Annotated in this window: 20 protein-coding genes; 9 read left to right on the top strand and 11 right to left on the bottom strand. The window is 63.0% G+C overall.

Annotated features, from left to right (window positions below; all coding sequences use genetic code 11):
* The first annotated feature begins 4 nt into the window (after positions 1–4).
* From ACWTU8_RS24250 to ACWTU8_RS24230, 5 genes are all read left to right on the top strand, one after another.
* Positions 5–628 carry an alpha/beta hydrolase gene (locus tag ACWTU8_RS24250; RefSeq protein WP_455850160.1) on the top strand — a complete coding sequence of 208 codons (624 nt, stop codon included), beginning with the start codon at positions 5–7 and terminating at the stop codon, positions 626–628.
* A 3-nt stretch (positions 629–631) separates the two neighbouring features.
* Entirely contained in the window at positions 632–931 is a 300-nt protein-coding gene (locus ACWTU8_RS24245; protein WP_029348700.1) for a GNAT family N-acetyltransferase, read from the top strand.
* A gap of 184 nt (positions 932–1,115) precedes the next feature.
* On the top strand, positions 1,116–2,174 hold the full coding sequence (locus ACWTU8_RS24240) for a dipeptidase (RefSeq protein WP_455850159.1): 1,059 nt from the start codon (positions 1,116–1,118) through the stop codon (positions 2,172–2,174).
* Between the two features lie 138 nt (positions 2,175–2,312).
* Positions 2,313–3,599: a flavin monoamine oxidase family protein gene (locus ACWTU8_RS24235; protein WP_455850158.1), complete on the top strand. Its 1,287-nt coding sequence runs from the start codon at positions 2,313–2,315 to the stop codon at positions 3,597–3,599.
* A 156-nt stretch (positions 3,600–3,755) separates the two neighbouring features.
* Entirely contained in the window at positions 3,756–4,160 is a 405-nt protein-coding gene (locus tag ACWTU8_RS24230) for a hypothetical protein (RefSeq protein WP_455850157.1), read from the top strand.
* Between the two features lie 134 nt (positions 4,161–4,294).
* Here ACWTU8_RS24230 and ACWTU8_RS24225 read toward each other — a convergent pair whose 3' ends face one another.
* Both ACWTU8_RS24225 and ACWTU8_RS24220 read right to left on the bottom strand, forming a co-directional pair.
* Positions 4,295–6,382 (bottom strand): PAS domain S-box protein, encoded by a 2,088-nt coding sequence (locus ACWTU8_RS24225; RefSeq protein WP_455850156.1) that lies wholly within the window; start codon positions 6,380–6,382, stop codon positions 4,295–4,297.
* A gap of 57 nt (positions 6,383–6,439) precedes the next feature.
* Entirely contained in the window at positions 6,440–7,219 is a 780-nt protein-coding gene (locus ACWTU8_RS24220) for a response regulator (RefSeq protein WP_455850385.1), read from the bottom strand.
* A 46-nt stretch (positions 7,220–7,265) separates the two neighbouring features.
* On the opposite strand from ACWTU8_RS24220, the gene ACWTU8_RS24215 reads away from it, so the two are divergent.
* Positions 7,266–7,952 (top strand): response regulator transcription factor, encoded by a 687-nt coding sequence (locus ACWTU8_RS24215; protein ID WP_065007437.1) that lies wholly within the window; start codon positions 7,266–7,268, stop codon positions 7,950–7,952.
* A 39-nt stretch (positions 7,953–7,991) separates the two neighbouring features.
* Here ACWTU8_RS24215 and ACWTU8_RS24210 read toward each other — a convergent pair whose 3' ends face one another.
* Together ACWTU8_RS24210 and ACWTU8_RS24205 are read right to left on the bottom strand one after the other, a co-directional pair.
* On the bottom strand, positions 7,992–8,159 hold the full coding sequence (locus ACWTU8_RS24210; RefSeq protein WP_023797130.1) for a hypothetical protein: 168 nt from the start codon (positions 8,157–8,159) through the stop codon (positions 7,992–7,994).
* A 106-nt stretch (positions 8,160–8,265) separates the two neighbouring features.
* Complete coding sequence (locus tag ACWTU8_RS24205) at positions 8,266–8,601, bottom strand: hypothetical protein (RefSeq protein WP_455850155.1); 336 nt, start codon at positions 8,599–8,601, stop codon at positions 8,266–8,268.
* A gap of 372 nt (positions 8,602–8,973) precedes the next feature.
* Here ACWTU8_RS24205 and ACWTU8_RS24200 point away from each other — a divergent pair, with 372 nt between their 5' ends.
* Positions 8,974–9,447 (top strand): L,D-transpeptidase, encoded by a 474-nt coding sequence (locus ACWTU8_RS24200; RefSeq protein WP_455850154.1) that lies wholly within the window; start codon positions 8,974–8,976, stop codon positions 9,445–9,447.
* Between the two features lie 90 nt (positions 9,448–9,537).
* On the opposite strand, the gene ACWTU8_RS24195 is transcribed toward ACWTU8_RS24200, so the two are convergent.
* Both ACWTU8_RS24195 and ACWTU8_RS24190 read right to left on the bottom strand, forming a co-directional pair.
* The gene (locus ACWTU8_RS24195) at positions 9,538–12,621 is read right to left on the bottom strand and encodes an efflux RND transporter permease subunit (protein ID WP_455850153.1); all 3,084 of its coding nucleotides are present in this window, start codon (positions 12,619–12,621) and stop codon (positions 9,538–9,540) included.
* Positions 12,618–13,883 (bottom strand): efflux RND transporter periplasmic adaptor subunit, encoded by a 1,266-nt coding sequence (locus ACWTU8_RS24190; RefSeq protein WP_455850152.1) that lies wholly within the window; start codon positions 13,881–13,883, stop codon positions 12,618–12,620. Before ACWTU8_RS24190 ends, ACWTU8_RS24195 begins: the two co-directional genes overlap by 4 nt.
* A 150-nt stretch (positions 13,884–14,033) precedes the next feature.
* Here ACWTU8_RS24190 and ACWTU8_RS24185 point away from each other — a divergent pair, with 150 nt between their 5' ends.
* On the top strand, positions 14,034–14,570 hold the full coding sequence (locus ACWTU8_RS24185) for a TetR/AcrR family transcriptional regulator (protein WP_455850151.1): 537 nt from the start codon (positions 14,034–14,036) through the stop codon (positions 14,568–14,570).
* Positions 14,571–14,664: 94 nt separating this feature from the next.
* Here ACWTU8_RS24185 and ACWTU8_RS24180 read toward each other — a convergent pair whose 3' ends face one another.
* On the bottom strand, positions 14,665–16,020 hold the full coding sequence (locus ACWTU8_RS24180) for an ABC transporter permease (protein WP_455850150.1): 1,356 nt from the start codon (positions 16,018–16,020) through the stop codon (positions 14,665–14,667).
* Positions 16,021–16,592: 572 nt separating this feature from the next.
* Here ACWTU8_RS24180 and ACWTU8_RS24175 point away from each other — a divergent pair.
* Positions 16,593–16,883 (top strand): hypothetical protein, encoded by a 291-nt coding sequence (locus ACWTU8_RS24175; protein WP_455850149.1) that lies wholly within the window; start codon positions 16,593–16,595, stop codon positions 16,881–16,883.
* 10 nt (positions 16,884–16,893) lie between these two features.
* Here the strand turns inward: ACWTU8_RS24175 and ACWTU8_RS24170 are convergent, their stop codons facing one another.
* Genes ACWTU8_RS24170 through ACWTU8_RS24155 form a run of 4 tightly spaced genes read right to left on the bottom strand, consistent with a single transcriptional unit; the run spans position 16,894 to position 20,779 of the window.
* Positions 16,894–17,979 carry a Gfo/Idh/MocA family protein gene (locus ACWTU8_RS24170; protein WP_455850148.1) on the bottom strand — a complete coding sequence of 362 codons (1,086 nt, stop codon included), beginning with the start codon at positions 17,977–17,979 and terminating at the stop codon, positions 16,894–16,896.
* A 48-nt stretch (positions 17,980–18,027) separates the two neighbouring features.
* On the bottom strand, positions 18,028–18,792 hold the full coding sequence (locus ACWTU8_RS24165; RefSeq protein ID WP_455850147.1) for an ATP-binding cassette domain-containing protein: 765 nt from the start codon (positions 18,790–18,792) through the stop codon (positions 18,028–18,030).
* Complete coding sequence (locus tag ACWTU8_RS24160; RefSeq protein WP_455850146.1) at positions 18,789–19,790, bottom strand: ABC transporter permease; 1,002 nt, start codon at positions 19,788–19,790, stop codon at positions 18,789–18,791. Before ACWTU8_RS24160 ends, ACWTU8_RS24165 begins: the two co-directional genes overlap by 4 nt.
* The gene (locus ACWTU8_RS24155; RefSeq protein WP_455850145.1) at positions 19,787–20,779 is read right to left on the bottom strand and encodes a sugar ABC transporter substrate-binding protein; all 993 of its coding nucleotides are present in this window, start codon (positions 20,777–20,779) and stop codon (positions 19,787–19,789) included. The genes ACWTU8_RS24160 and ACWTU8_RS24155 overlap by 4 nt, the downstream gene beginning before the upstream one ends.
* Positions 20,780–20,903: the final 124 nt, after the last annotated feature.

The following is a 20,903-nucleotide window of genomic DNA, read 5'->3' as shown; positions in this document are numbered from 1 at the left end:
GGCCATGAGTAAGGACGCTTACATCTACAAAGCACTGCCCGGTTCGCCTGATGGATCGCTGCTCTTCGTCTTCCACGGGACCGGGGCCGACGAGAGTCAGCTTCTGTCGCTCGGGCGCGATCTCGCGCCGCAGGCGACTATCGTCTCGCCGCGCGGCGATGTCTCGGAACACGGTGCCGCGCGCTTTTTCCGCCGCACCGGCGAGGGCGTCTACGACATGGGCGACCTGGCGCGAGCGACGGACAAGATGGTTGGTTTCGTCAAGGCGCATGTCGAGGCGGCAAAACCCTCGTCGGTGCTTGGGCTCGGCTATTCCAACGGCGCCAACATCCTGGCGTCGGTGGTGTTCGCGGCGCCCTCTCTGTTCGACGCGGCGGTGCTGATGCATCCGCTGATCCCGTTCGAACCGGAGATCGAGGGAAGTCTCGCCCGCCGTCGCATCCTGGTCACAGCAGGCAGGCGCGATCCGATATGTCCGCCCAACCTGACGTCGCGGCTGGAGGCCTATTTGCGCGCCGATGGCGCCGATGTCACAGTGGAGTGGCACGACGGCGGCCATGAGGTGCAGTCGAACGAGATCGAGGCGGCGCGGCGGTTCCTGTCCGCTACGCCGATAGAAGGAGCGTAAGCAATGCTTGACCAATTGCCGGAGATCGAACTCGAGGATCGCGGTTCCAAGGGCCGTTATCTCTTGCGCGGGCCTGATGGCGCCGAGGCGGAAATGACCTTCACCAAGATCGGCGAGCACCAGATCATCATCGACCACACCGAGGTGCCGGATGCGTTTCGCGGCCAGGGCGCCGGGCTTCGCCTCGTTACCCGAGCCGTCGAGGACGCGCGCGCGGCGGGCAAGAAGATCATCCCGCTTTGTCCGTTCGCCAACGCCCAGTTCCATCGTCACAAGGAATGGGCCGACGTGCTGAAGCAATAGCGCTGGTCCTACCCATAGGCCTCCGCACGCGATGACGGTTGAGGGCGGGCAGCCACAAGGCATCCATCGCTGTGGCATTTGCGCAGATCGCCTGTCTTGCCTAGTGGGTTGTCTTGCCTAGTAGGTATTGCCTTGCCTAAGTAGGTATATTGCCGCCCGACCAATCGAACCGAATGATCCCTTGATGACCGAGACCGACCTCGTTCCCGTCTTCGACGGCCACAACGATACGCTGCTCAGGCTCTATCAGTCGAAAGACGCGGATGTTGAGAAGCTGTTCATCGAGGGAACGCAGGGTGGCCACGTCGACCTGCCGCGCGCGAAAAAGGGCGGCTTTGCTGGCGGCATGTTCGCGATCTTTCCGCCGCCGGTCGAAAAATCCAAGCGCAGTGCGGTTCCACCTGCGCCGAGCGATACCGAGCCCTTGCCGCCCGAAATTCCGCGCGCCGACGCGCTCGCTTCCACCATCGCCATGGCCTCGATCCTGTTCAGGCTGGAACGAGCGTCGGCGCTCACCGTCTGCCGCAGCGCCGGCGACGTGCGAAATGCGATGGCGCAAGGGTCGATCGCGGCGGTGTTCCATATTGAAGGGGTCGAGGCGATCGACCCCGAACTAACGATGCTCGACGTGTTGCATGCGGCCGGCCTGCGCTCGCTCGGCGTCGTCTGGAGCCGCCCGAACGCTTTCGGCCACGGCGTGCCGTTCCGTTTCCCGTCGACGCCCGACACCGGACCTGGCCTGACCGATGCCGGCAAGGGACTGGTCAAGGCCTGCAACCAGCTCGGCATCATGGTCGATCTTTCGCATCTCAACGAAAAGGGGTTTCGCGACGTCGCCGAGATCAGTGACGCCCCGCTGGTGGCGACCCACTCGAACGTCCATGCGATCTGCGGCCATTCCCGCAACCTCACGGACTGGCAGCTAGGCGCAATCCGCGAGTCGGGTGGCTTGGTCGGGCTGAATTTCGCCACCGGGTTTTTGCGCGAGGACGGCAGGATGAATGCCGATACCAGTCTCGACATCATGGTGCGCCATGTCGATTCACTGCTGCAGGCGCTGGGCGAAGACGGCGTCGGCCTCGGGTCCGATTTCGACGGCGCCATGATCCCGGCTGTGATCGGCGACGTCACCGGCCTGCCGAAGCTGCTCGATGCGTTCGCCGAGCGCGGCTTCGGTCGCGCGCTGATCGAGAAGATCGCCTATCGCAACTGGATCAGTATGCTGGAAAAGACCATTGGGTAAAGCGTGTCGCCCGGCAGAGTAGCCAGCGACCTGCAATATATATCGATCGCGCGGGGTTTTGATGATCTCGACAAGACCGTTGTCTCCGGAGCTCAAGCCGCGGATGATTGCGGACTTCGAGAACTTCAGGGCCGGCTCTTGAAGCGCCAGACCGTACGAACCGATGTCGCCATCGTCGGCGCCGGCTTTACCGGCCTGTCAGCCGCGCATGAATTGAACAAGGCCGGGATTGATTTTGTGCTGCTCGAGGCGCGCGGCCGCGTCGGCGGGCGGGTCGAGTCCAAGTGGAATGGGCTTGGCGAGCGGATCGACAGCGGCGGTCAGTTCCTGTGCGAGGACATGCCGGAACTGATGGCCTTGGTGCGAACGCACGGTAAGACGTTGGTCGAGACCTATGTTAAGGGCGAAGTCATTGCCCAGCCGCTGACGGGCGAACAGGATGCCGAGCGAATCTACTACGCCTCGATGGCGATCCGCGACCGCATGAACGCGATTGCACCGGGCGACCCGACTATTGCCGGCTTGACCGTCGCCGCATGGCTCGATCGCCAGAACGATCCCGGTGATGCCAAGGCGGCTTTTCGATCGATGATCGAAGGCCTGTGGTGCCAGGCGCTCGAAAAACTGCCGCTTTGGCACCTCATCGACAATGACCGCCGTATCACCAATGAGGTGTCGGAGCTGCAGTATTTCGTGCACGAAACCATGCAGTCTCTGGCGGATGATCTGGCCGGCGATCTCGGCGACCGCCTGCGATTGAACACTCCGGTCAGAACGATCGAGCGCAGACTGGGAGGAGTTCGTCTCGCGTCGACGACGGGCTCGATCACGGCGCGAAGGGCGCTGATCGCCATGCCGCCGATGGTGGCTTCGAAGCTGGATTTCGCGCCGCCGCTGCCGGTTGCCTTGGAAAAGGCCCTCGGTGTCTGGCAAAGCGGCGCGGTGATCAAAATGCAGGTGCGCTACCCCACAGCATTTTGGCGCGCCAAGGGCTTGAGCGGCATGGTGATGTGGCGCGATCCGCCGGCCCTTTTTGCCTGTGACGTCAGCAAGGATGGCGGCCACCCTGCGTTGGTCGTCTTCGTCGGCGGGCCGCTTGCCCTACGCTGGCGGGAATTGGGAGATGCCGCGTTGCGCGCGGAGGTTACCGCGCGGCTCAAGGAGGCGCTCGGCACGGATGCAGGCAGCTTCACCGATTTCAGCTGTCGCGACTGGACCGATGATCGCTGGAGCGGCGGCGGCTACAGCGATCTCATCATCGATACGAGTGCCACCGACGCCGAACAAACCATCCTGGCCGGCGCGCCGCCAGTGTATTTCGCATCCTCGGAATTGTCTCCGTCATTTCCGGGCTATGTCGAAGGCGCAATCGTGGCTGGGCGCATTGCTGCACAGAAAATCCTCTCGGAATTTAATCCGCAATAGTCAAAAGCGCCTCATGGTCACAGGCGAAGCGCCCGGTACTGCCCGAATTCCGGTTTCAAATCTGTTACACGGTCAGTTTGCGTGCGTCGTTCGTCCGTTACAAGGTGCGACTAAGTTCGTTTCCATAGAAAAAGAAGATCAACGAAGGGAATGGCGATGTATACGAAAATCCAGACTGCCTACAATGTCCGCCCGCAGGCGGAGCGCAACGATCGGCGGCCGAAGCTGGCGCTGCGCCGGCGCGCCAACGACCATCCGATGGCGCTGTTCGTGGTGCTGGGCGTCGCCGCATTCGTCGGCATGGCGTTCGCGCCGACGGTTGGTCCGGCCTTTGCTTCACTGAACCCGCCGGCAAATATCGTCGACGGCGCGCCGACCACGACAAAGACCGCGCGCCTGCCGATGCCGGAGATCGATTTTGTCTGCAAGGGGCAAGCCTGGGGCGCCGAAAGTGCGGACTGCCTGCGCGTCATCGCCGAGCAGTCCGGCATCCACAAGGCTCGCGCGGTCCGCGTGATCGCCAATGCCCCGCCGCTGACCGATACGCCGAACGTTTTTTGATGCCCCCCGAGCGACCCTCCAGCGCTCCAGGCAGGCTCCCGCCGCATCGTCGGCCGGGAGTTTTTTTCTCTGGCCTCTAACCCTTCGTTCGAGCATCGGATTTTTCAAAAGCCGATTTCCACCAGCCCGAAGTTCTAGCTGCCCAATGCCGCCTGCTCGGCGATGGCCGACAGCACGCCGCGCACGTCCAGCGTGCTGAACGGCTTTTCCAGGATCTGCGGACGCTGCGGCGCGGGCAGTGCTTCGATTTCGGCCTTTGCGCCGATCAGGTCGCCGGTGACCAGAACGAAGCGCCGCGCCAGATCAGGCTTTTTGGCGAGCAGTTCGCGATAGATTGATATGCCGCTGGTGCCGGGCATGCGCAGATCGGAAAAGACGATGTCCGGCGGCATGTGGCCGGTCAAGGTCGCGGCGGCCGACGCCCAGGCCGGCACGATCCGCGACTTGATGCCCATCAATTCCAGAATGTCGGACAGCGACGCCGCGACATCCGGCTCGTCGTCGATGATCAGCGCATGGCGCAATCCGCTCGAGCGCGACGGGGTTTCGCCGGCGGCGGCCGCTCCGGCGGAGATCGCTGGCAACTGGACGACGAAACGGGCGCCCCTCGGCAGAACTTCCTCGAACCAGACATTGCCATTGTGCCGTTCGATGATCGATTTCGAGATTGACAGGCCGATGCCGGTGCCGACGCCGACCGGCTTGGTGGTGAAGTAAGATTCGAAGATGCGAGAGCGAATCGCTTCCGGCACGCCCAGCCCGTTGTCCTCAACCGAGAAACAGGGATTGCCGCGATCGCTGCGAAACGTGCGAACCTTGATCAGCCGGTCGCCGCCGATGCCGGCCAGAGCGTGTTGGCTGTTGATGAGGAAGTTGGCGGCCACTTGCGTCACATGGTCGGCGTCGGCCATGGCCAGCAGCGGGCCGCTGGCGAAATCGGTATCGATAATGATGCCGGTCGACCTGGCGCCGTACGCAGTCACTTCGAGTGCCGCGCGGACCACCTGGTTGAGGTCCGTCTCGGCCTGCGCCGCCGGGTGCAGGCGGACCATTGAGAGGAAGCTCTTGACGATGCGGCCGCAACGCTCGGCGGCGGCGCGCACCTTTTCGGCGCGCACCTTGGTCTGCGGGTCTGAAGCGAACTCGTGCAACAGCGTCGATTGTGCGACGACCACGGCAAGCGGGTTGTTGAGCTCGTGTGACACGCCGGCAAGCAGCGAGCCCATCGCCGCCATCTTCTCGTTCTGGTGCAGCTTTTCGCGCTGGCGGCCGATCTCCTCCTCGGCGCGCAATTTGTCGCGAAGGTCGCGGATCGAACCGAAGATCAGGCGGCGGTCGGCGACTCGCATCTCAGTCGCCGTCAGTTCGATCGGAAAGACCTCGCCGGCCGCATTCTGGGTGACGGTCTCGATCCGCTGGCCGACCATCGGCGCGCCGCGGCCCGACATGTATTCGGCGCCCGACACATAGCCCTTGCGATAATATTCCGGAACGACGGTGTCGAGCAGGTCCTTGCCGAGGATGTCGCTGCGCTGATAGCCGAACATCTTTTCGGCGGCGGGATTGAACTCGATGATCGAACCCGTCTCGTCGATGACTATGATGGCGTCGAGCGAGGCCTGCAACATGGTGCGTCGGATGACTTCGCTGGCATGGGCATCGGAAAGCGATCGTTCGATGGCGTCGCCGATGGCCAATGCCACGATGTGCAGCGTTGCCTCTTCCTCGTCGGTCCATTCGCGCTCGTTCACGCAGTCGTTGACCGCCAGCGTGCCCCACAGATGGCCATGCGCAAAGACCGACACCGACAGGAACGACTTGATGTGCTGCTTTTCGAAGTCGGTTCTCAGAAAGCCTTCGAGGTCGCGCGTGTGTCCCGCGAAGATCTTGCCTTGCCGCTCGTCCTCCGCCAACCGTTCCAGCAGTGGGTCCGAATTGACAACCGACTGCATGATTACCGTTGGCGACGCCAGTTCGCCACCAAATCGGGGGTTGATCCAGTAAGCCGCGACCGACTGGGCAAAGCCCTGGCCGGGCAGCTCGCGCAGCCGAAACAGGATGCCGCGCTGACAATCCATGGCCCCGCAGAGCGTTTCAAGGATGCTGTCCATCTCGCGCTGCCAGTCGCCGGCTTCGCGAAGCCGGCGAACGACATGGACAGCCGCCATCGCCGCGCCCTGCCTGGCGCCGTGCATATCGCTGCGTGCTGCTTCAGCCGTCATGGTCAGCCGTCATTTCACAGTCGTGCCACCGAGAGTGGTTACCAGTGGTCGCGCCGCTCAGTCGCTTTCGCCGGTCGGCAGCGAGAAGATATAGCCTTCGCCGCGGACTGTGCGCAGGAATTTCGGATTGGCCGGGTCCGCCTCGATCTTCTTTCTCAGCCGCATGATGCGGATATCGACCGCGCGTGACGATTCAGGATCTTCCACGAAGCCGATCGCCTCGGAGATCGCCGCACGCGTCAGCAAACGGTTGGCACGCGTCAGGAAGACCTCCAGCACGTCAAACTCGCTCTTGGCCATGTCGATGACCGTCCCATTGGGGCCGGTGACGAACCGGCCGTCGAGATCGGCATGGAAAGGGCCGAAGCTCATAAAACGGCGGTTGGCAGTTGTTTCGGCCTTGGCGCCCGGTGGTTCGGCCGGCTGTGGCACGCGGCGCAGCACGCTGCGGACCCTCGCCAGCACCTCGCGCAATTCGTAAGGCTTGACGATGTAGTCGTCGGCGCCGAGTTCCAGCCCGACGATGCGGTCGAGCGCGGTGCCGGCGGCAGTGGCGTAGATGATGCCGATAGGCATTTTCGAGCGCAGCCAGCGGCCGAGCGACAGGCCGTCCTCGCCTGGCATGGCGATGTCGAGGATGGCCAGATGAAACGACTGCGTTTCCAGCAAAGTTCGCGCGGCGCTGGCACTCTCGGCCGTCGCGACATCGTAGCCGCTGGCGCCGAGATACTCGGCGACCGCGTCTCTCAGATCCGGCTCGTCCTCGACGATGACAATTCGTGCCCGCACTATGCTCTCGCTCCCGCTTTCAGCGGAAAGTAGATTGGGTATAAACATCATGTCCAGCACTCATCTTGGGTTGCCGGTTGCAGGGTGGAAAAAAATGGCTGCACGATCCGTCATCGCGCTTGTTTCCGTCGCCGAAGTGGTCGCGACCGATCTCGCCGACCATCTCGAACGGCGTGGTCATGACGTGCGCGCGGTGCGGCAGCCGTGGGAGGCCGAATCCTTGCTTTCCGGAAAGGGCATCGATGTCGTCGTCGTCGGCGACAGCCTCAGCCAGGCGGAAGGGCGTGATCTGCTCAGGCGCCATGGCGGCGAGGGCGGGCCGGATTTCATCCTGATCTGCCGGCCGGCCGATCTCGTCGACAAGGTGCTGGCGCTCGAACTCGGCGCCGCCGACGTCGTCGAAAGCCCGCTCAATGTCAGGGAACTCGCCGCCCGTATCGGCGGCTTGCTGGCACGGCGCGGCAGAAACGCCGGGGAATTGGTCGTGCTGGAGAACGCGACGGTCGACCTCCGGTCGGCCATGGTCATGCATCGCTCCGGCACGGAAGAACAATTGTCGCCGGGTCAGGTGGCGCTGCTCAGATTGTTCCTGGCCAGTCCGCGCAAGGTCTTGACGCGCGACGACATCATTGCCGCCGCGCCCGCCGAAAATGCCGATGCCTTCGATCGCTCGATCGATTCGCGCATCGTGCGGCTGCGCCGCAAGCTCGACACCGAAACCATCACCACTATAAGGGGTGCAGGCTACCGGTTCGATCCGCCGACGCAGTTCGCCGACTGAGGCCGGGGCCCTCACCGTATTGCCCACAGGCCCAGGCGCTCAGCGGACCACAAGAAGCGACGGACCTGACGGCATTTCGCTGGCGGCGACGAATTCGCTCGCATGGGCACGATCCCTAAGAAGCACGGTGGCGAGGCCGGCAAAGCCGAGCAGGCCTTGTGCGTAGAGCAGTGCGGAAAGCACCGAAGCTGCAAATTTCGTGTTCATCGTTTTCGTCCCCAAATTCAGATCTGCTGCGTATGGCCTGTTTTCGGGCGCAATCTTTTCCCGAAAACCAGCACCACTTGTCGCGATGCGGTCTTTCGGTTCGGGATCATGTCTTCAGGGAAACCCCCGAAGCGCCCGCGCCGCCAGCGGAGCCCCCCGTCGCGGCGCGGGCCTTCGGTCCTCTCGGCTGCAAGTTGCCGGAGGGGCCGCGCATCTGCTTCAGCTCAAAACCGACCCGCCAGAGGGCCTTGAGCCGGTTGATGCGCAGACTGGACACGATCCAGACCGTGGCGAAAAACAGTGCGGCATGCAGCGTCGAAACTTCGCTTGAAGTCATTCCCGCAAGCTTCGTCGTCGGGCTGCCGGCGAAGGTGCCGACGCCGCCAATCATCGCTGCGGCTATGCTTATCCTGAAGAGCCAGGAGATCGCGTTCGATTGCATGTTCATCTTCGTTTGTGCCGGCTGTTTTCGTTCGGTCAACTCTGCGGGTGGCCTGTATCCAGATCATGCCGCTAGAGTCCGCGCTTTGTTGCAGAGTGGTTTCGAGCCAAGTCAAATTTCTTTCATATGAGGGAAGAGCGCACTTTCACTTTGGAGATGGCAGTACCTTTTCGCGGGTCCGGGCTCGAGCAGCCGAGGCTTCATGTCATTGGGTTCACCCTTACAAATCCCTCGGATAGGCTTTGGGCTGTTAACCATAGGAAACACATTCGAAACTGAAACGCCTGCCGTGCGAAATCAATCCGAAACGTAACCCAACGATAAGCCGGTCATCGAATTGGAGCCGGCCATATCCGGCAGACGGGGGACATCATGTACACTGCCATTTCTGCCAAGCTCATCAACATCGCTGCCGCCGCCCTCACGGGTGCGGTTCTTCTGTTCGGCGCCGGTAACGACATTGCCCATGCTGCCAATCAGGCCGCCAATCAGATAGTGGCGCGGATTTCGCTTTCGCAGCAGACGATGCAAGTCCTGGTCGACGGGCGGCCGACCTTCGCGTGGAAAGTCTCGACCGGCGCCAAGGGGCATGTCACCCCCACCGGCTCGTTCAAGCCGACCCGCATGCACCAAATGTGGTATTCGAGGAAATATGACAACGCGCCGATGCCGCATTCGGTCTTCTTCAAGGGTGGCTACGCTGTGCATGCGACAAATTTCGTCAAGCGCCTCGGCCAGCCGGCCTCGCATGGCTGCGTGCGGCTGCATCCGGTCAACGCCGCCGATTTTTACCAGCTGGTCGAGATTTTCGGTCCGGCCAACACCAGGATCGTCATCGTCAAATAGATAAGCAAAGACGATCCGCTTGTAAAATTACGTTGCGGTCGGACATCACTGCCCAAGAAAAAGGCCGGAAATCCCCGGCCTTTTTGTCAATCAATCAACCGGGACCGGCATCAGCTTCGGGTCCGGCTTCTCGGCGTGATGCGGCAGGTCCTTGCTGGCAATGAAGGTGTAGAACATCGGCACCACGAACAGGGTGAACATGGTCCCCACCAGAATGCCGGTGAAGATCACCAGGCCCATCGAATAGCGCGCCGCCGCACCCGCGCCGCTGGAGATGATCAGCGGCACCACGCCGAGCGCCATCGCAGCCGTCGTCATCAGGATCGGCCTTAGCCGCACCCTGGCCGAGGCGACGATCGCATCGCGCCGCCGCATCCCGTGGAGCTCGCGCTGCTGGTTGGCAAACTCGACCAGAAGAATGCCGTGCTTGGTGATCAGACCGATCAGCGTGATCAGGCCGACCTGCGTGTAGATATTGAGCGTTCCCAGCCCCAGATTGAGCGGCACGATCGCGCCGAAGATCGACAGCGGCACCGACATCATGATGATCAACGGATCGCGGAAGCTTTCGAACTGCGCCGCCAGCACCAGATAGATGACCAGAACGGCTGCCGCGAAGGCGATGATGATCGTGTAGCCCTGTTCCTTCTCCTGCCGCGACTGGCCGGTATAGTCGATGAAGAACGTATCGGGCAGGCTTTCCCTGGCGATATTCTCGATGGTCTTCAGCCCGTCGCCGGTGGTGACGGTGGGCAATGGCAGAGCCGAAATCGTGGCGGAGTTCAATTGGTTGAACTGCTCGATCGCGGCCGGCGATGCATTGGTCGAGATCTTCACCACCGCCGAGAGCGGCACCATCTCGCCCGACGCGCTGCGCACGAAATACTCGGCCAGCTTTTCAGGGTTGTCGCGGAAGTTCTGCGGTACCTGCGGGATGATGTCGTAGCTGTTGGATTCGCGGTCGAATTGCGCCACCTCAGCGCCACCGACCAAGAGGGTCAGCGTCCGGCCGATGTCGGCGATCGGCAGGTTGAGCGCCGCGGCGCGGTCGCGGTCGATCGTCACCGTCACTTGCGGCGCGTCGTAGGACATCGAATTCTGCACGGCGAGGAAGCGACCGGAGGCCTGCGCCTTGTTCTTGATGTCCTCGGCCGCCTCATACACCTGGGAGGCGTCGCCGGTCGAGCGCACCACCATCGTGATCGGCAGGCCGCCGCCGGAGCCGGGTAGCGTCGGCGGTGCGAAGACGAAAGCTTCGACGCCCGCAACCTTGCTGAGGCGACCCGTGATGTCTTCCTGAAGTTCCTTCGAGCTGCGCGTGCGGTCGGCCCAGTCCTTGAATGCGAAGCCGACGAAGGCGTTGTTCGTCGGGCCTTGGAACGCGACGGCGGAGAACCGCGCCCTGGTTTCGGGGATATTATTCACCAGCCCGAGAATCTGGTTCACATAGGTCTCGGTGTAGTCCGACGTCGCATAGCGCGGCGCGTTCACAATAGACAGCAAGAAACCCTGGTCTTCTTCCGGCGCCAGTTCGCTCGCGGTCTTGGTGAACATGAAGCCGGTCGTGGCCACCAGTGCGATGACGATCATCAGGGTCACCGGGCGATATTTCAACGAGCCGCTGACCAGCCGCTCATAGATGTTTTCGACGCGCCCGAACGTGCTGTCGACAATACGCTGGAAGCGGCTGTGCGAGCCGGCCCTCAGGATGCGTGCCGACATCATCGGCGTGACGGTGAGGGCAACGACACCCGAAAGCACCACCGAGCCGGCAAGCGTCACCGCGAATTCGCGAAACAGTGCGCCGGTCAGGCCGCCGGTGAAGGCCAGCGGCGCGAATACGGCGGCCAGCGTTATCGTCATGGCGATGACGGCGGACGAGATCTCCCGCATGCCGTTGAAGGCCGCCTGCATCGGCGACAAACCGTCTTCCTCCATATGGCGGTGAATGTTTTCTACCACCACGATGGCATCGTCAACGACGAGGCCGATCGCCAGCACCATGGCCAGCAAAGACAAAAGATTGATCGAATAGCCTAACGAAAACAGCAGGAAACAGACGCCGATCAGCGACAGCGGAATGGTCACAATCGGCATCAGCACCGAGCGGAACGAGCCGAGGAAGAGCAGGATGACGACGATGACGATGATGACCGCCTCGCCGATGGTCTTGAACACCTCCTCGATCGAGGCGCTGATCTGCTCGGTCGAATCGTAGACGATCTCGATCGTCATGCCTTGCGGCAGCGTCTCCTGAATCGTCGGCACAATGTCGTGGATCGCCTCCGCTGTCGTCAGCGGATTGGCGGCCGGCGTCGGGAAAATGGCGAGAAAGATGCCGGGCTTGCCGTTGAAAGTGACCCTGGTGTCAGTGTTCGCCGCAGCGAGTTCGACGCGCGCCACGTCGCGCAGTCTCACCACATTGCCGTCCTTCGAACGGAGCGGAAGGGCGGCGAAAGCCTCCGGCGTCTGCAGCGTCGAGCGAACGGTGATCGAGGAGGCGACGTATTCGTTTTCGGTATTGCCGGGCGCGGAGAGGAAATTCGATTCATTGATGGCAGTCAGCACTTCCGCCGCCGTCACGCCGCGCGCCGCCAGTTTGACCGGGTCGATCCAGACGCGCATCGAATATTCGGCGGCCCCGAAGATCTGAACGTCGGCGACACCCTCGACCGTCGACATGCGCGGCCGTACGACGCGCTCGATATATTCGGTGAGCTGTTCCGGCGTCATGTTCGGATTCTGCATCGAGATGTACATCATCGCGAACTGCTCGCCGGTGCCCTTGACGATCACCGGGTCTTCGGCCTCGTCTGGCAGATCGCCGCGCACGCCTTGTACCTTCGACAAGACTTCGTTCAACGCGACGTCGGGGTTGGAGCCGAGTTTCATCTGCACCGTCACGGTGCTTAAGGACGGCCGGCTCGCCGACGTGACATAATCGATGTTTTCGGTCGAAGCGACGGCACGGGCGATCGGCGCGGAAATGAATCCCTGGATCAGGTCGGCGCTGGCGCCGGGATAGGTCGTAGTGATCGTGATGGCCGTTTCTTCAACCTCCGGATACTGCCGGATCGAAAGGTTGAAGATGCCCTGGAAACCCAGAAGCAGGATCATCAAGGCGAGCACGGTCGAAAGGACCGGACGGCGGATGAAGAGGTCGGAAAAGCTCATTGCTGGGCTGCCTGCTGGTTCGCCGGCTTGGTCGGGTCGATCGTGTTGTCGACAGCTACGGACATGCCGTTGGAGAGCCGGTTCTGGCCGGCGGTAACGACTTCGTCGCCGGGCGCAATACCTTCCAGGATCTCAACCAGGCCGGCATTGTGGCGGCCGGGCTTGACGAACACCTGGGCAAGTACGAGCTGCGGTTTCTGCTCTTCCGCTGTCGATTCGGCCGGCGTTGCAGCCGGTTTTTCCCCGGGTTTTGCTGCGGGCGCTTCGGCTGCGGGCTTCGCAGTATCCGTGGCGGGCTTTTCTTCCGGCTTTGCCGCAGCAGGAGGGGCGGCGCCATTGGCCGCGGCCGGCTTCGCCGGACGCACCACAAAGACAAAGTCACCGTAGAGGCTGGAGGTCAGCGCGGTCTGCGGCACCGTCAGCACGTTGTTTTCCTCGGGCAATTCGATGCGCACCTGCACGAACTGGCCAGGGGTCAGCTTGCCTTCGGGGTTGGCGACCTCGGCCCTGACCGTCACCAGCCGGCTGGTTGGGTCGATCTTCGGGTCGATACCGCGGATGGTGCCGCCGAACGGCAGCTCGCCGTCACCAATGCCCAGCCGTACCTTCTGGCCGATCTTCAGCAGCGGAAGCTGCTGTTCGGGAACCGAGAAATCGGCCCGCATCGTCTCCAGGTCCTGCAGTGTCACTACGGAAGTGCCGGGTGAGAGATACTGGCCGAGATCGATCCTGGGGATACCCACTGTGCCGCCGAAGGGCGCTGTCAGCAGTTTCTGTTCGAGCACCGCCTGCAGCCTGTTGACCTGCGAAGCGGAAGCCGATGCGGTTGCCCGCGCCGTGTCGAGCGTCGATTCCGAGCCGACACCGCGCTTTTGCAATTCAAGGGCGCGTGTCAACGCCGTCTGGTCGAGCGCAGCTTGCGCCTTCGTCGCATCGAGATCGGCGCGCTCGGCGGCATCGTCGAGCTGAAGGAGAACCGCGTTGGCTTCAACCTTCTGATTGGCGTGAAACAGGATGTCCTTAACGATGCCGGCGGTTTCGACGCTCAGGTCGACGCCGCGGACCGCCCTGACAGTGCCGATCGCCTCGACGCCCGGCGTCCAGCTCGTCGGTTTGACGATTGTCGTCGACACGGTCGCGGCCGGCGGTTTCATCGTGGCGAAGAATTGCTGCATTGCATTGTCGCGGAACAAATTGAAGCCGACGATGCCGCCACACACCAGCACGAGCAGAACGAAGGCAATGACGAAACGCTTGATCACGAACAGTCCCCTTGGCCATGGCCCGGCATAACAGTCGGATGACCGAAACACATACCTGTGACTGGTCCCGATTTCAAATGACGGCGATCTTACTGTACCGTCTGGACGGTCTTGTCAATTCCGCGTAGGCTAATGTATGGGAAGTGACTGATGAAGGCCCGAAGAACAAATTCGCGCGACAAGATACTTGCTGCCGCCGCCGATGTGGCACGCGAGACAGGGCCCGGCAGCCTGTCGCTGGACGCCGTCGCCAGCCGAGCCGGCGTGTCGAAAGGCGGCTTGCTGTACAATTTCCCGACCAAGGCGAAACTGATGCAGGCGCTGGTGGAGGATTACCTGCGCGCCTTCGAGCAGGCGCTGGAGTCCGCCCGCACGGCCGGCGTCAGCGGCGAAAGCCCGCTTGCGACCTACATCAAGCTTTCGGCCGAACATGCCGAGGAATCGAAACCGTCGGCTTCCTGGATATTTTCGGCGATCGCCGAGGATCCCGATTTCCTGACACCGATAAAATCGTTCAGGCGGCAGGTTTTCGAGCGGCTCAAGGGAGAGACGCCGGACCTCAAGGCGCTGCTGGTTTGCTACCTCGCCATCGAAGGACTTCGCAGCATGAACCTCTTCGACTCGGACGTCCTTTCACAGGACGAACGCCGGTTGCTGGTATCGTCCTTGCTTGAGATCGCGGGATAGATTGCCGCGTAGGCCAGCGAAGCACCTGCGGCAAGGCAGATCACCGTGAACGACCTTGCCGATCGCCTGGATTATCCCGAGCACCTGAGCCGGTTTACCGCCAGGGCAACACACCGGCCGGAAACCGCCGCCCGAACCAGTCGAGCACAAGCAGCAGGACGACGACAATGACAATTGTGGAGACGGCGATCGCAGCTGCCTGCGTTCCCAAGCCTGCCTCCTCGAGACTGAACAGCACCACGCCCAGCCTCTCGTTGCCGCTCGACCAGAGCAAGGCCGAGACCGTCAGTTCGTTGAAGGCACTCATGAAGACGAGCAGCCCGCCCGCCACTGCCGCCGGTGCGGCGAGCGGCGCGGTTATGGTTGCAAGCCGGCGCGGCGAGCCGGCTCCCGACACTGCCGCTGCCTCGTCGAGATCGCGTGAAATCTGACCGACCGCGGTCGCCACCGGTTTCAAGGCGAGCGTGAAAAACCGCATCACATAGGCGACCACGATGATGAGGCAGTTGCATAGAGGCTGCCGACCAGCGGCAGCGGGCGCAGGAACAAGAGGATGCAGGCAATGGCAAGCCCGACGCCGGGAACAGCATAGGGCAGGTCGACGATGCCGCCGAGCAGCGCTGCCAACGCTGCCGAGCCGTCCGAGGATGGCGGTCACCGGTATGACGCCGAATGCGAGGATCAGTGCCGCAGCACCGGCAAAAACAAGGGAATTGCGGAAGGTACGAACGGTCGAAGCCTGGCGGACCAGAACCTCGGCATAGTTGGACACGGTCATCGTCTGCCATCCAAGCGGCACGCCGAAGGACGGTACGAGCGACGTGGCCAGCAGCGCGCAAGCGGGAAGAACAAGGATGAAGCCGATCGCCAGCCAACCTAGACCGGCCAGCAGCAGGCGGTAGCGCCCGAGCTCGAACCGCGCCGGCGTGCCTGAGGTAAAGCGGTGAGCGGCGCCACGCAAAGCCAGCGACTGGCAAGCAACACCGGCCAGCGCCAGCACCGACAGCGCCGTGATCTGCGGCAGGACACCGGGCCCGAAGCTCGACAGGTCCTGATAGATCAGCATTGGCAGCGTCAGATAGTTGACCGGCATTCCGAGCAAAGCGGGGATGCCGAAATTGCCGACGCCCGAAACGAAGGCGAGTGCCGCCGCAGCCACGATATACGGACGCACGGCCGGCAGGACGATGGTCCACAGCACGGATAGCGGCCTGGCGCCGGAGGCCCTGGCTGCCTCGACGAGATCGCGAGGAATCCGCGCAAGGCCGGCCCGCAGCGTAATGAACACAATCGGTGCATGCTGGACGGCGTAAAGCAGGATGATGCCGTTGCGGCCAAGCATTGGATTGGGTGTGCCCGGCGGCGGCGCCATGCCGACCATGCCGAGAAACGTGCTGAACGGACCAAACAGATGCAGCCCCGACAAAGCGGTGACCTGTGGCGCGATCATCAGCGGCAGCAAAAGCAGGAAGCCGAGGGGCTTTCGTCCCTACAGGTCGGTCATTGCGATGGCGACGGCAAGGGGGCTGCCGAGGCAGACCGCCAGCACGGCGCCGAAAAAAGCAGTATCTAGCGTATGCCACATCGCCCGCAAGGCGGCGGGCTGGCCAAACGTTCGGCGAATGCGCCGAAGTCGAGTTCGCCGCCCGGCGCGACGGCCGCGACGACGAGCCTGGACCATCGGCAGCAGACTGAGCGGCGCGATGAACAGCAGGGCGGTGACCGCTGATGCGCAAGACCCTGATGTGGCCCGCACCCCGGGCCCGCGCCATACCGGCACGGACTGCCCGGGTAGGATTTCCGGCGCGCACGACACCACTGGCTACCGGGCTGGCTACTGGCTCATCACGGCGCCGAACTTTTCCTTGTTGGCGGCGTCGTTGGCGAGTGCGGCGGCCGCATCGTAGCCCAGCACCTTTGATGGATTCGCGCTGGGACCTAAGGCGCCGTTCAGGGAACTTTTGTTCGGCTGGCGATTTTGGCTATATGGTAGAAAGCCGAACTGCCAGAAGGGTATTGCCGATGATGACAAAACGCTTTGCGACCCGCGCGCTCGCCTTCGCGATAGGCTGCAGCATGTCCGCCTCGGCTTTCGCGGGGGACAAATACCGCGATTATCGGCACCGCGACTACCGGGTTCAATCCGAACGCTACGTTCCCGCCGAAGGCGACATCATCGACATTCTGTTCGGCGGCCCGCGCTACTATGACCAGCAGTTGGTCACGACAGCCGCCGGAGCCTGCTCCTACCACAGGGTCGGACCCGACGCGAATGCGTTGAACAAGATCAACGATCACCACTGCGGGAAATAGGCGGCAGGCTTCAGCGCCCGCCAGTCTCCTTCATCCGCGCGATGATGTCGGCCATCAGCGCCAGGTCGCGACGGGAGTCCGCGAGGTCGGTCAGCGGCTTTGTCCCGTCAGTGATGTGGCGATGGAAGGTCTCCAGTTCATTCGAGAAAGCGTCGCCATAGAGCGGCCCGAAGGTCCTGGTCACCGGGCCTAGTGGACCGGCTTCCGTCACTTCGAGCCGCGTCGGCAGGCTGCGGATATAGGGCGTGTCGTAGATGATGCGGACACGTTTGGTGTTCGAGCGAACCTCGATCATGGCATCAAACAGGCCGAGATCGTCGACCACTGCGTCGTAGCAGCAGGCGAAATGCCCATAGTCGAAGGCGACGCTGGTGTTGGCGCCGCCATTGGTGCGATGCGCGGCGAGCACACGAACCGGCTCGCCGAGCAGCCCGCGCATCGCCGAAATGTGGTGCGAGCTCAGCGCCGTCAGGCCGCGATAGGCGCGTACGAGATCGGCGGGCGCATCGCTGCCCACCACTTCGCGGATCAGCGCCTCGCGCTCCCCGGCGCCGCGTGCCAAAAGGGCCGGATCGATGTCGGTGGGAGAGAGAATATTCTGGCTCTTTTTCAGGAAATGCCGGCCCTCGGAGATCAGGTCGAAGATGCGGACATGGGTGATATCGGCGAAGTCAGGCAGTTCCCCCATCGCCGCCAGGTAGGCCGGAGCGTAGCGGCGCATGTAACCGACGAAGATCGTCTTGGCGTAATTTGTCGTCAGAGCCAGCAATTCGTCGATTTCGCGCACCGTCAGGCAGGCGGGCTTTTCCAGCAGGACATGCTTGTTCGCCTGGACGGCGGCACGGACGAAACGGCTGTGGGTCTCGTCGGACGAGAGGATGAAAACCGCGTCGATATCCGGCGAACTGATCAGCGCCTCGGCCGAATCGAAGATTGCGGCAGTCGGGTATTCGGAGCGGCACAGCGTCACGAGGCTCGGCGAAACATCATAGACGCCCGATATCAGCCAGCGGTTGCGCTGGTCGCTCAGCACCGGCAGATGGATCGACTGAGCGACCTCTCCAAGCCCTACAAGTCCGACACGGATCACCGCCACTGCAACCCCCTTTCCAATCGTTTCAATTCGTAACGAGCCGGATCGTTTCTATGCCGCGCCGGTGACGAGCGCGACAAGTTCGTTGCCGGTGGTCTCGGACGATCGTACTGTCGCCACCATCCGCCCCGCCCGCATCACCCAGATCTGGTCGGACAGCCGCCGCACCTGATCGAAATTATGGCTGACCAGGATGACGCTGACGGCCTGGTCGCGCAGCCGCCGGATCAGGGCTTCGACATTGGCCGTCTCCTGCACGCCGAGCGCCGCGGTTGGTTCGTCCATCACCACCAGCTTGGCGCCGGAACCTGCGGCGCGGCAGATCGAGATCGCCTGTCGCTGCCCGCCCGAAAGGCGCCGCACGCGCTGGCTGACCGAAGGCATGTTGATCGACAGGCGCGACAGCATGGCACGCGCCTGCTGCTTCATCGCCTTGCGGTCGAGCAGGGCGAAGGGGCCGATCCGGCGCACGATCTCACGGTTGAGGAACAGGTTCTGGACGACGGTCAATTCATCGATCAGCGCGAGGTTCTGGTGCACCGTCTCGATGCCGGCCTTGCGCGCCTCGTCGGGATTGGCGAAGGGGTGCAGCCGGCCGTCGAAGAAGATCTCGCCACCATCCGGCACATGGACGCCGACCAGGCACCGTATCAGCGTCGACTTGCCGGCGCCATTGTCGCCGATGACAGCGGTGACCTCCCCACGGCGGGCCTGGAAGGCGACATCGGTGAAGGCGCGGATGCCGCCGAAATGCTTGCTTAGCCCTTCGCAGGCTAGGATCGCGTCGGCCGACGGCGAGTGATTGACGGCGCTCATTTCTGATACCGCATGATCAGTGCCGCCAGCACCACGATGGCGCCCACGGCGAGCGGTTGGTAGAAGGCCGAAACGCTGAGCAGCGTCAGCCCGTTGACGAGAGCGGTGAGCATCAGCGCCCCGATCGCCGGGCCGAGAATGCTGGCGCGTCCGCCGAACAGGCTGACGCCTCCCAAGACGACCGCCGCCACCGAATTGAGCAGAAGGCTGGTGTTGATCTGCGGTTCGGCCGAGCCGATGCGCGCCACCAGAAGCAGCGCGGCGATGCCGGCGCAGAATCCTGATATCGTGTAGGCGGCGATCTTGACCCGGTTGGTCCGGATGCCGAGCGAGCGGGCGCTTTCGGTCTGGCCGCCGGTCGCCAGCAGATGCACCCCGAAGCGGGTGTGGTAGAGCGCGATATGCGCCACGAGAACGGCCGATATCGCCACCCAGACTGGATAGCCGAACGGCCCGAAGGAACCGGAGGCCAGCCGCAGCAGGAAGGTCGAGCCAACCATTATCGGCTCGCCGCCCGACAGGATCAGACCGAGTCCGGTGACGCCCGAAAGCGTGCCGAGCGTCACCACGAAGTCGGGTATTTTCCCGGCTGTGATGAGCACGCCGTTGAGGAAACCGACCGCGCTGGTGGCGGCGACGGCCAGTACGCAGGCGAAGAAGATGCCATAGCCCGCGGCATCGACGAGGCCGAGGATGATGGCGCCCAGCATGACCGCGGCAGCCAGCGAGAGATCGATGCCAGCGGTGGCCACGACGAAGGTCTGGCCGATCGACAGCACCACCAGGATCGCCGCGGCCAGCAGCAGGGCCTGCAAATTGGCGACGCTGAGAAAGACCGGCTGGGCGATGCCGAACACGACGACGAGGCCGACGAGGCCGACGACGGATGCCCAGTCGGCCCAGAAGGAAGGATCCAGGAGGAGAGCCGCCAGGGAGGGACGGCTCTCCTCCGCCGCGCCCGCTTCCCGCGAGGACGCGTTCTCAGCGGGAGCGTTCACTGCTGCAACATCTCGCGGAAGGGATCGGGATAGTCTCCGCCGGGGCGCGGGAAGTTCTTCAGCGAAGCCTCGGCATTGTCCTTGTTGATCAGGAGCACCGGCGCCGGCACGTTGGCGGGCAGTTCCTTGCCCTTGGCTGCCGCGGCGCAGGCTTCCACGCCCATGGCTCCGACAACATAGGGATACTGGGCGACGGTCGCAGCGAGTTCGCCGGCGGCAACGGACTTCAGGGCGTCGACGATGCCGTCAAGCCCGATCACCTTGACGTCCTTACCCGAGGTCTGGACGGCGCGCTGGACGCCGAGCGCCATGATGTCGTTGGCGGCAAAGAAGCCGGCGAGATCGGGATGCGCGGCCAGGATGTCGGTCGCGGCGGTCAAGGCCTTTTCACGGTCCCAGTCGGCGCTCACCATCACCACGACGTCGAGCTTGCCTTCGACAGCCTGCTTGAAACCCTTGATGCGGGCATTGCTGCCGACATCGCCGACGATGCCCGCCACCAGTGCAACCTTGGAGCCTGCAGGAACCAGCTTCAGCATCTCCTCGCCGGCCAGCACGCCGGCGGCAACGTTGTCTGTGCCGATATAGGTTGAGATGGTGAAGCCGGCGGCCTTGGCCTGCTCGGCGTCGATGGTGCTGTCGATGTTGACGATCGGCTTGTTCTTCTGCGCGACCGGCACCAGCGCCTGCACCAGGTTGGAGACGCTGATCGGGTTGACCAGGTAGCAGTCGAAATCCTGCATGGCCATGGCGGTCAGCCGGTCCGCCTGCCCGGTTGCGTCGCCCATATTGGCGGCCGCCTGCACGGTAACGCCGACGCCATCGGCCTTGGCTTGCTCCTCGATGCCCTTCTGCATGTACTGGAAGAAGGGGTTGTCGAGACCCTTGACGATGGCCGCGACTTTCGCCGCGTCTTGGGCCTGGGTTGGCATGGAGATGATGGTTGCGAACAGACCTGCGCCAAGCGTCAGGCTATTGAATATACGCATGCTTCTTCCTCCTCCTAAATGTTGGTTGTGTCGCAATTAACCCGTTCGGCGAATGGAATGGCTGTGCAGGGCGCGACGAAGGCCGGCCCGGCGCTTGCGATGGCAGACAGCCGACCGATCGGCG

This window comes from Mesorhizobium sp. BHbdii, assembly GCF_053848045.1.
This window is presented reverse-complemented; position numbering and strand designations above follow the sequence as displayed.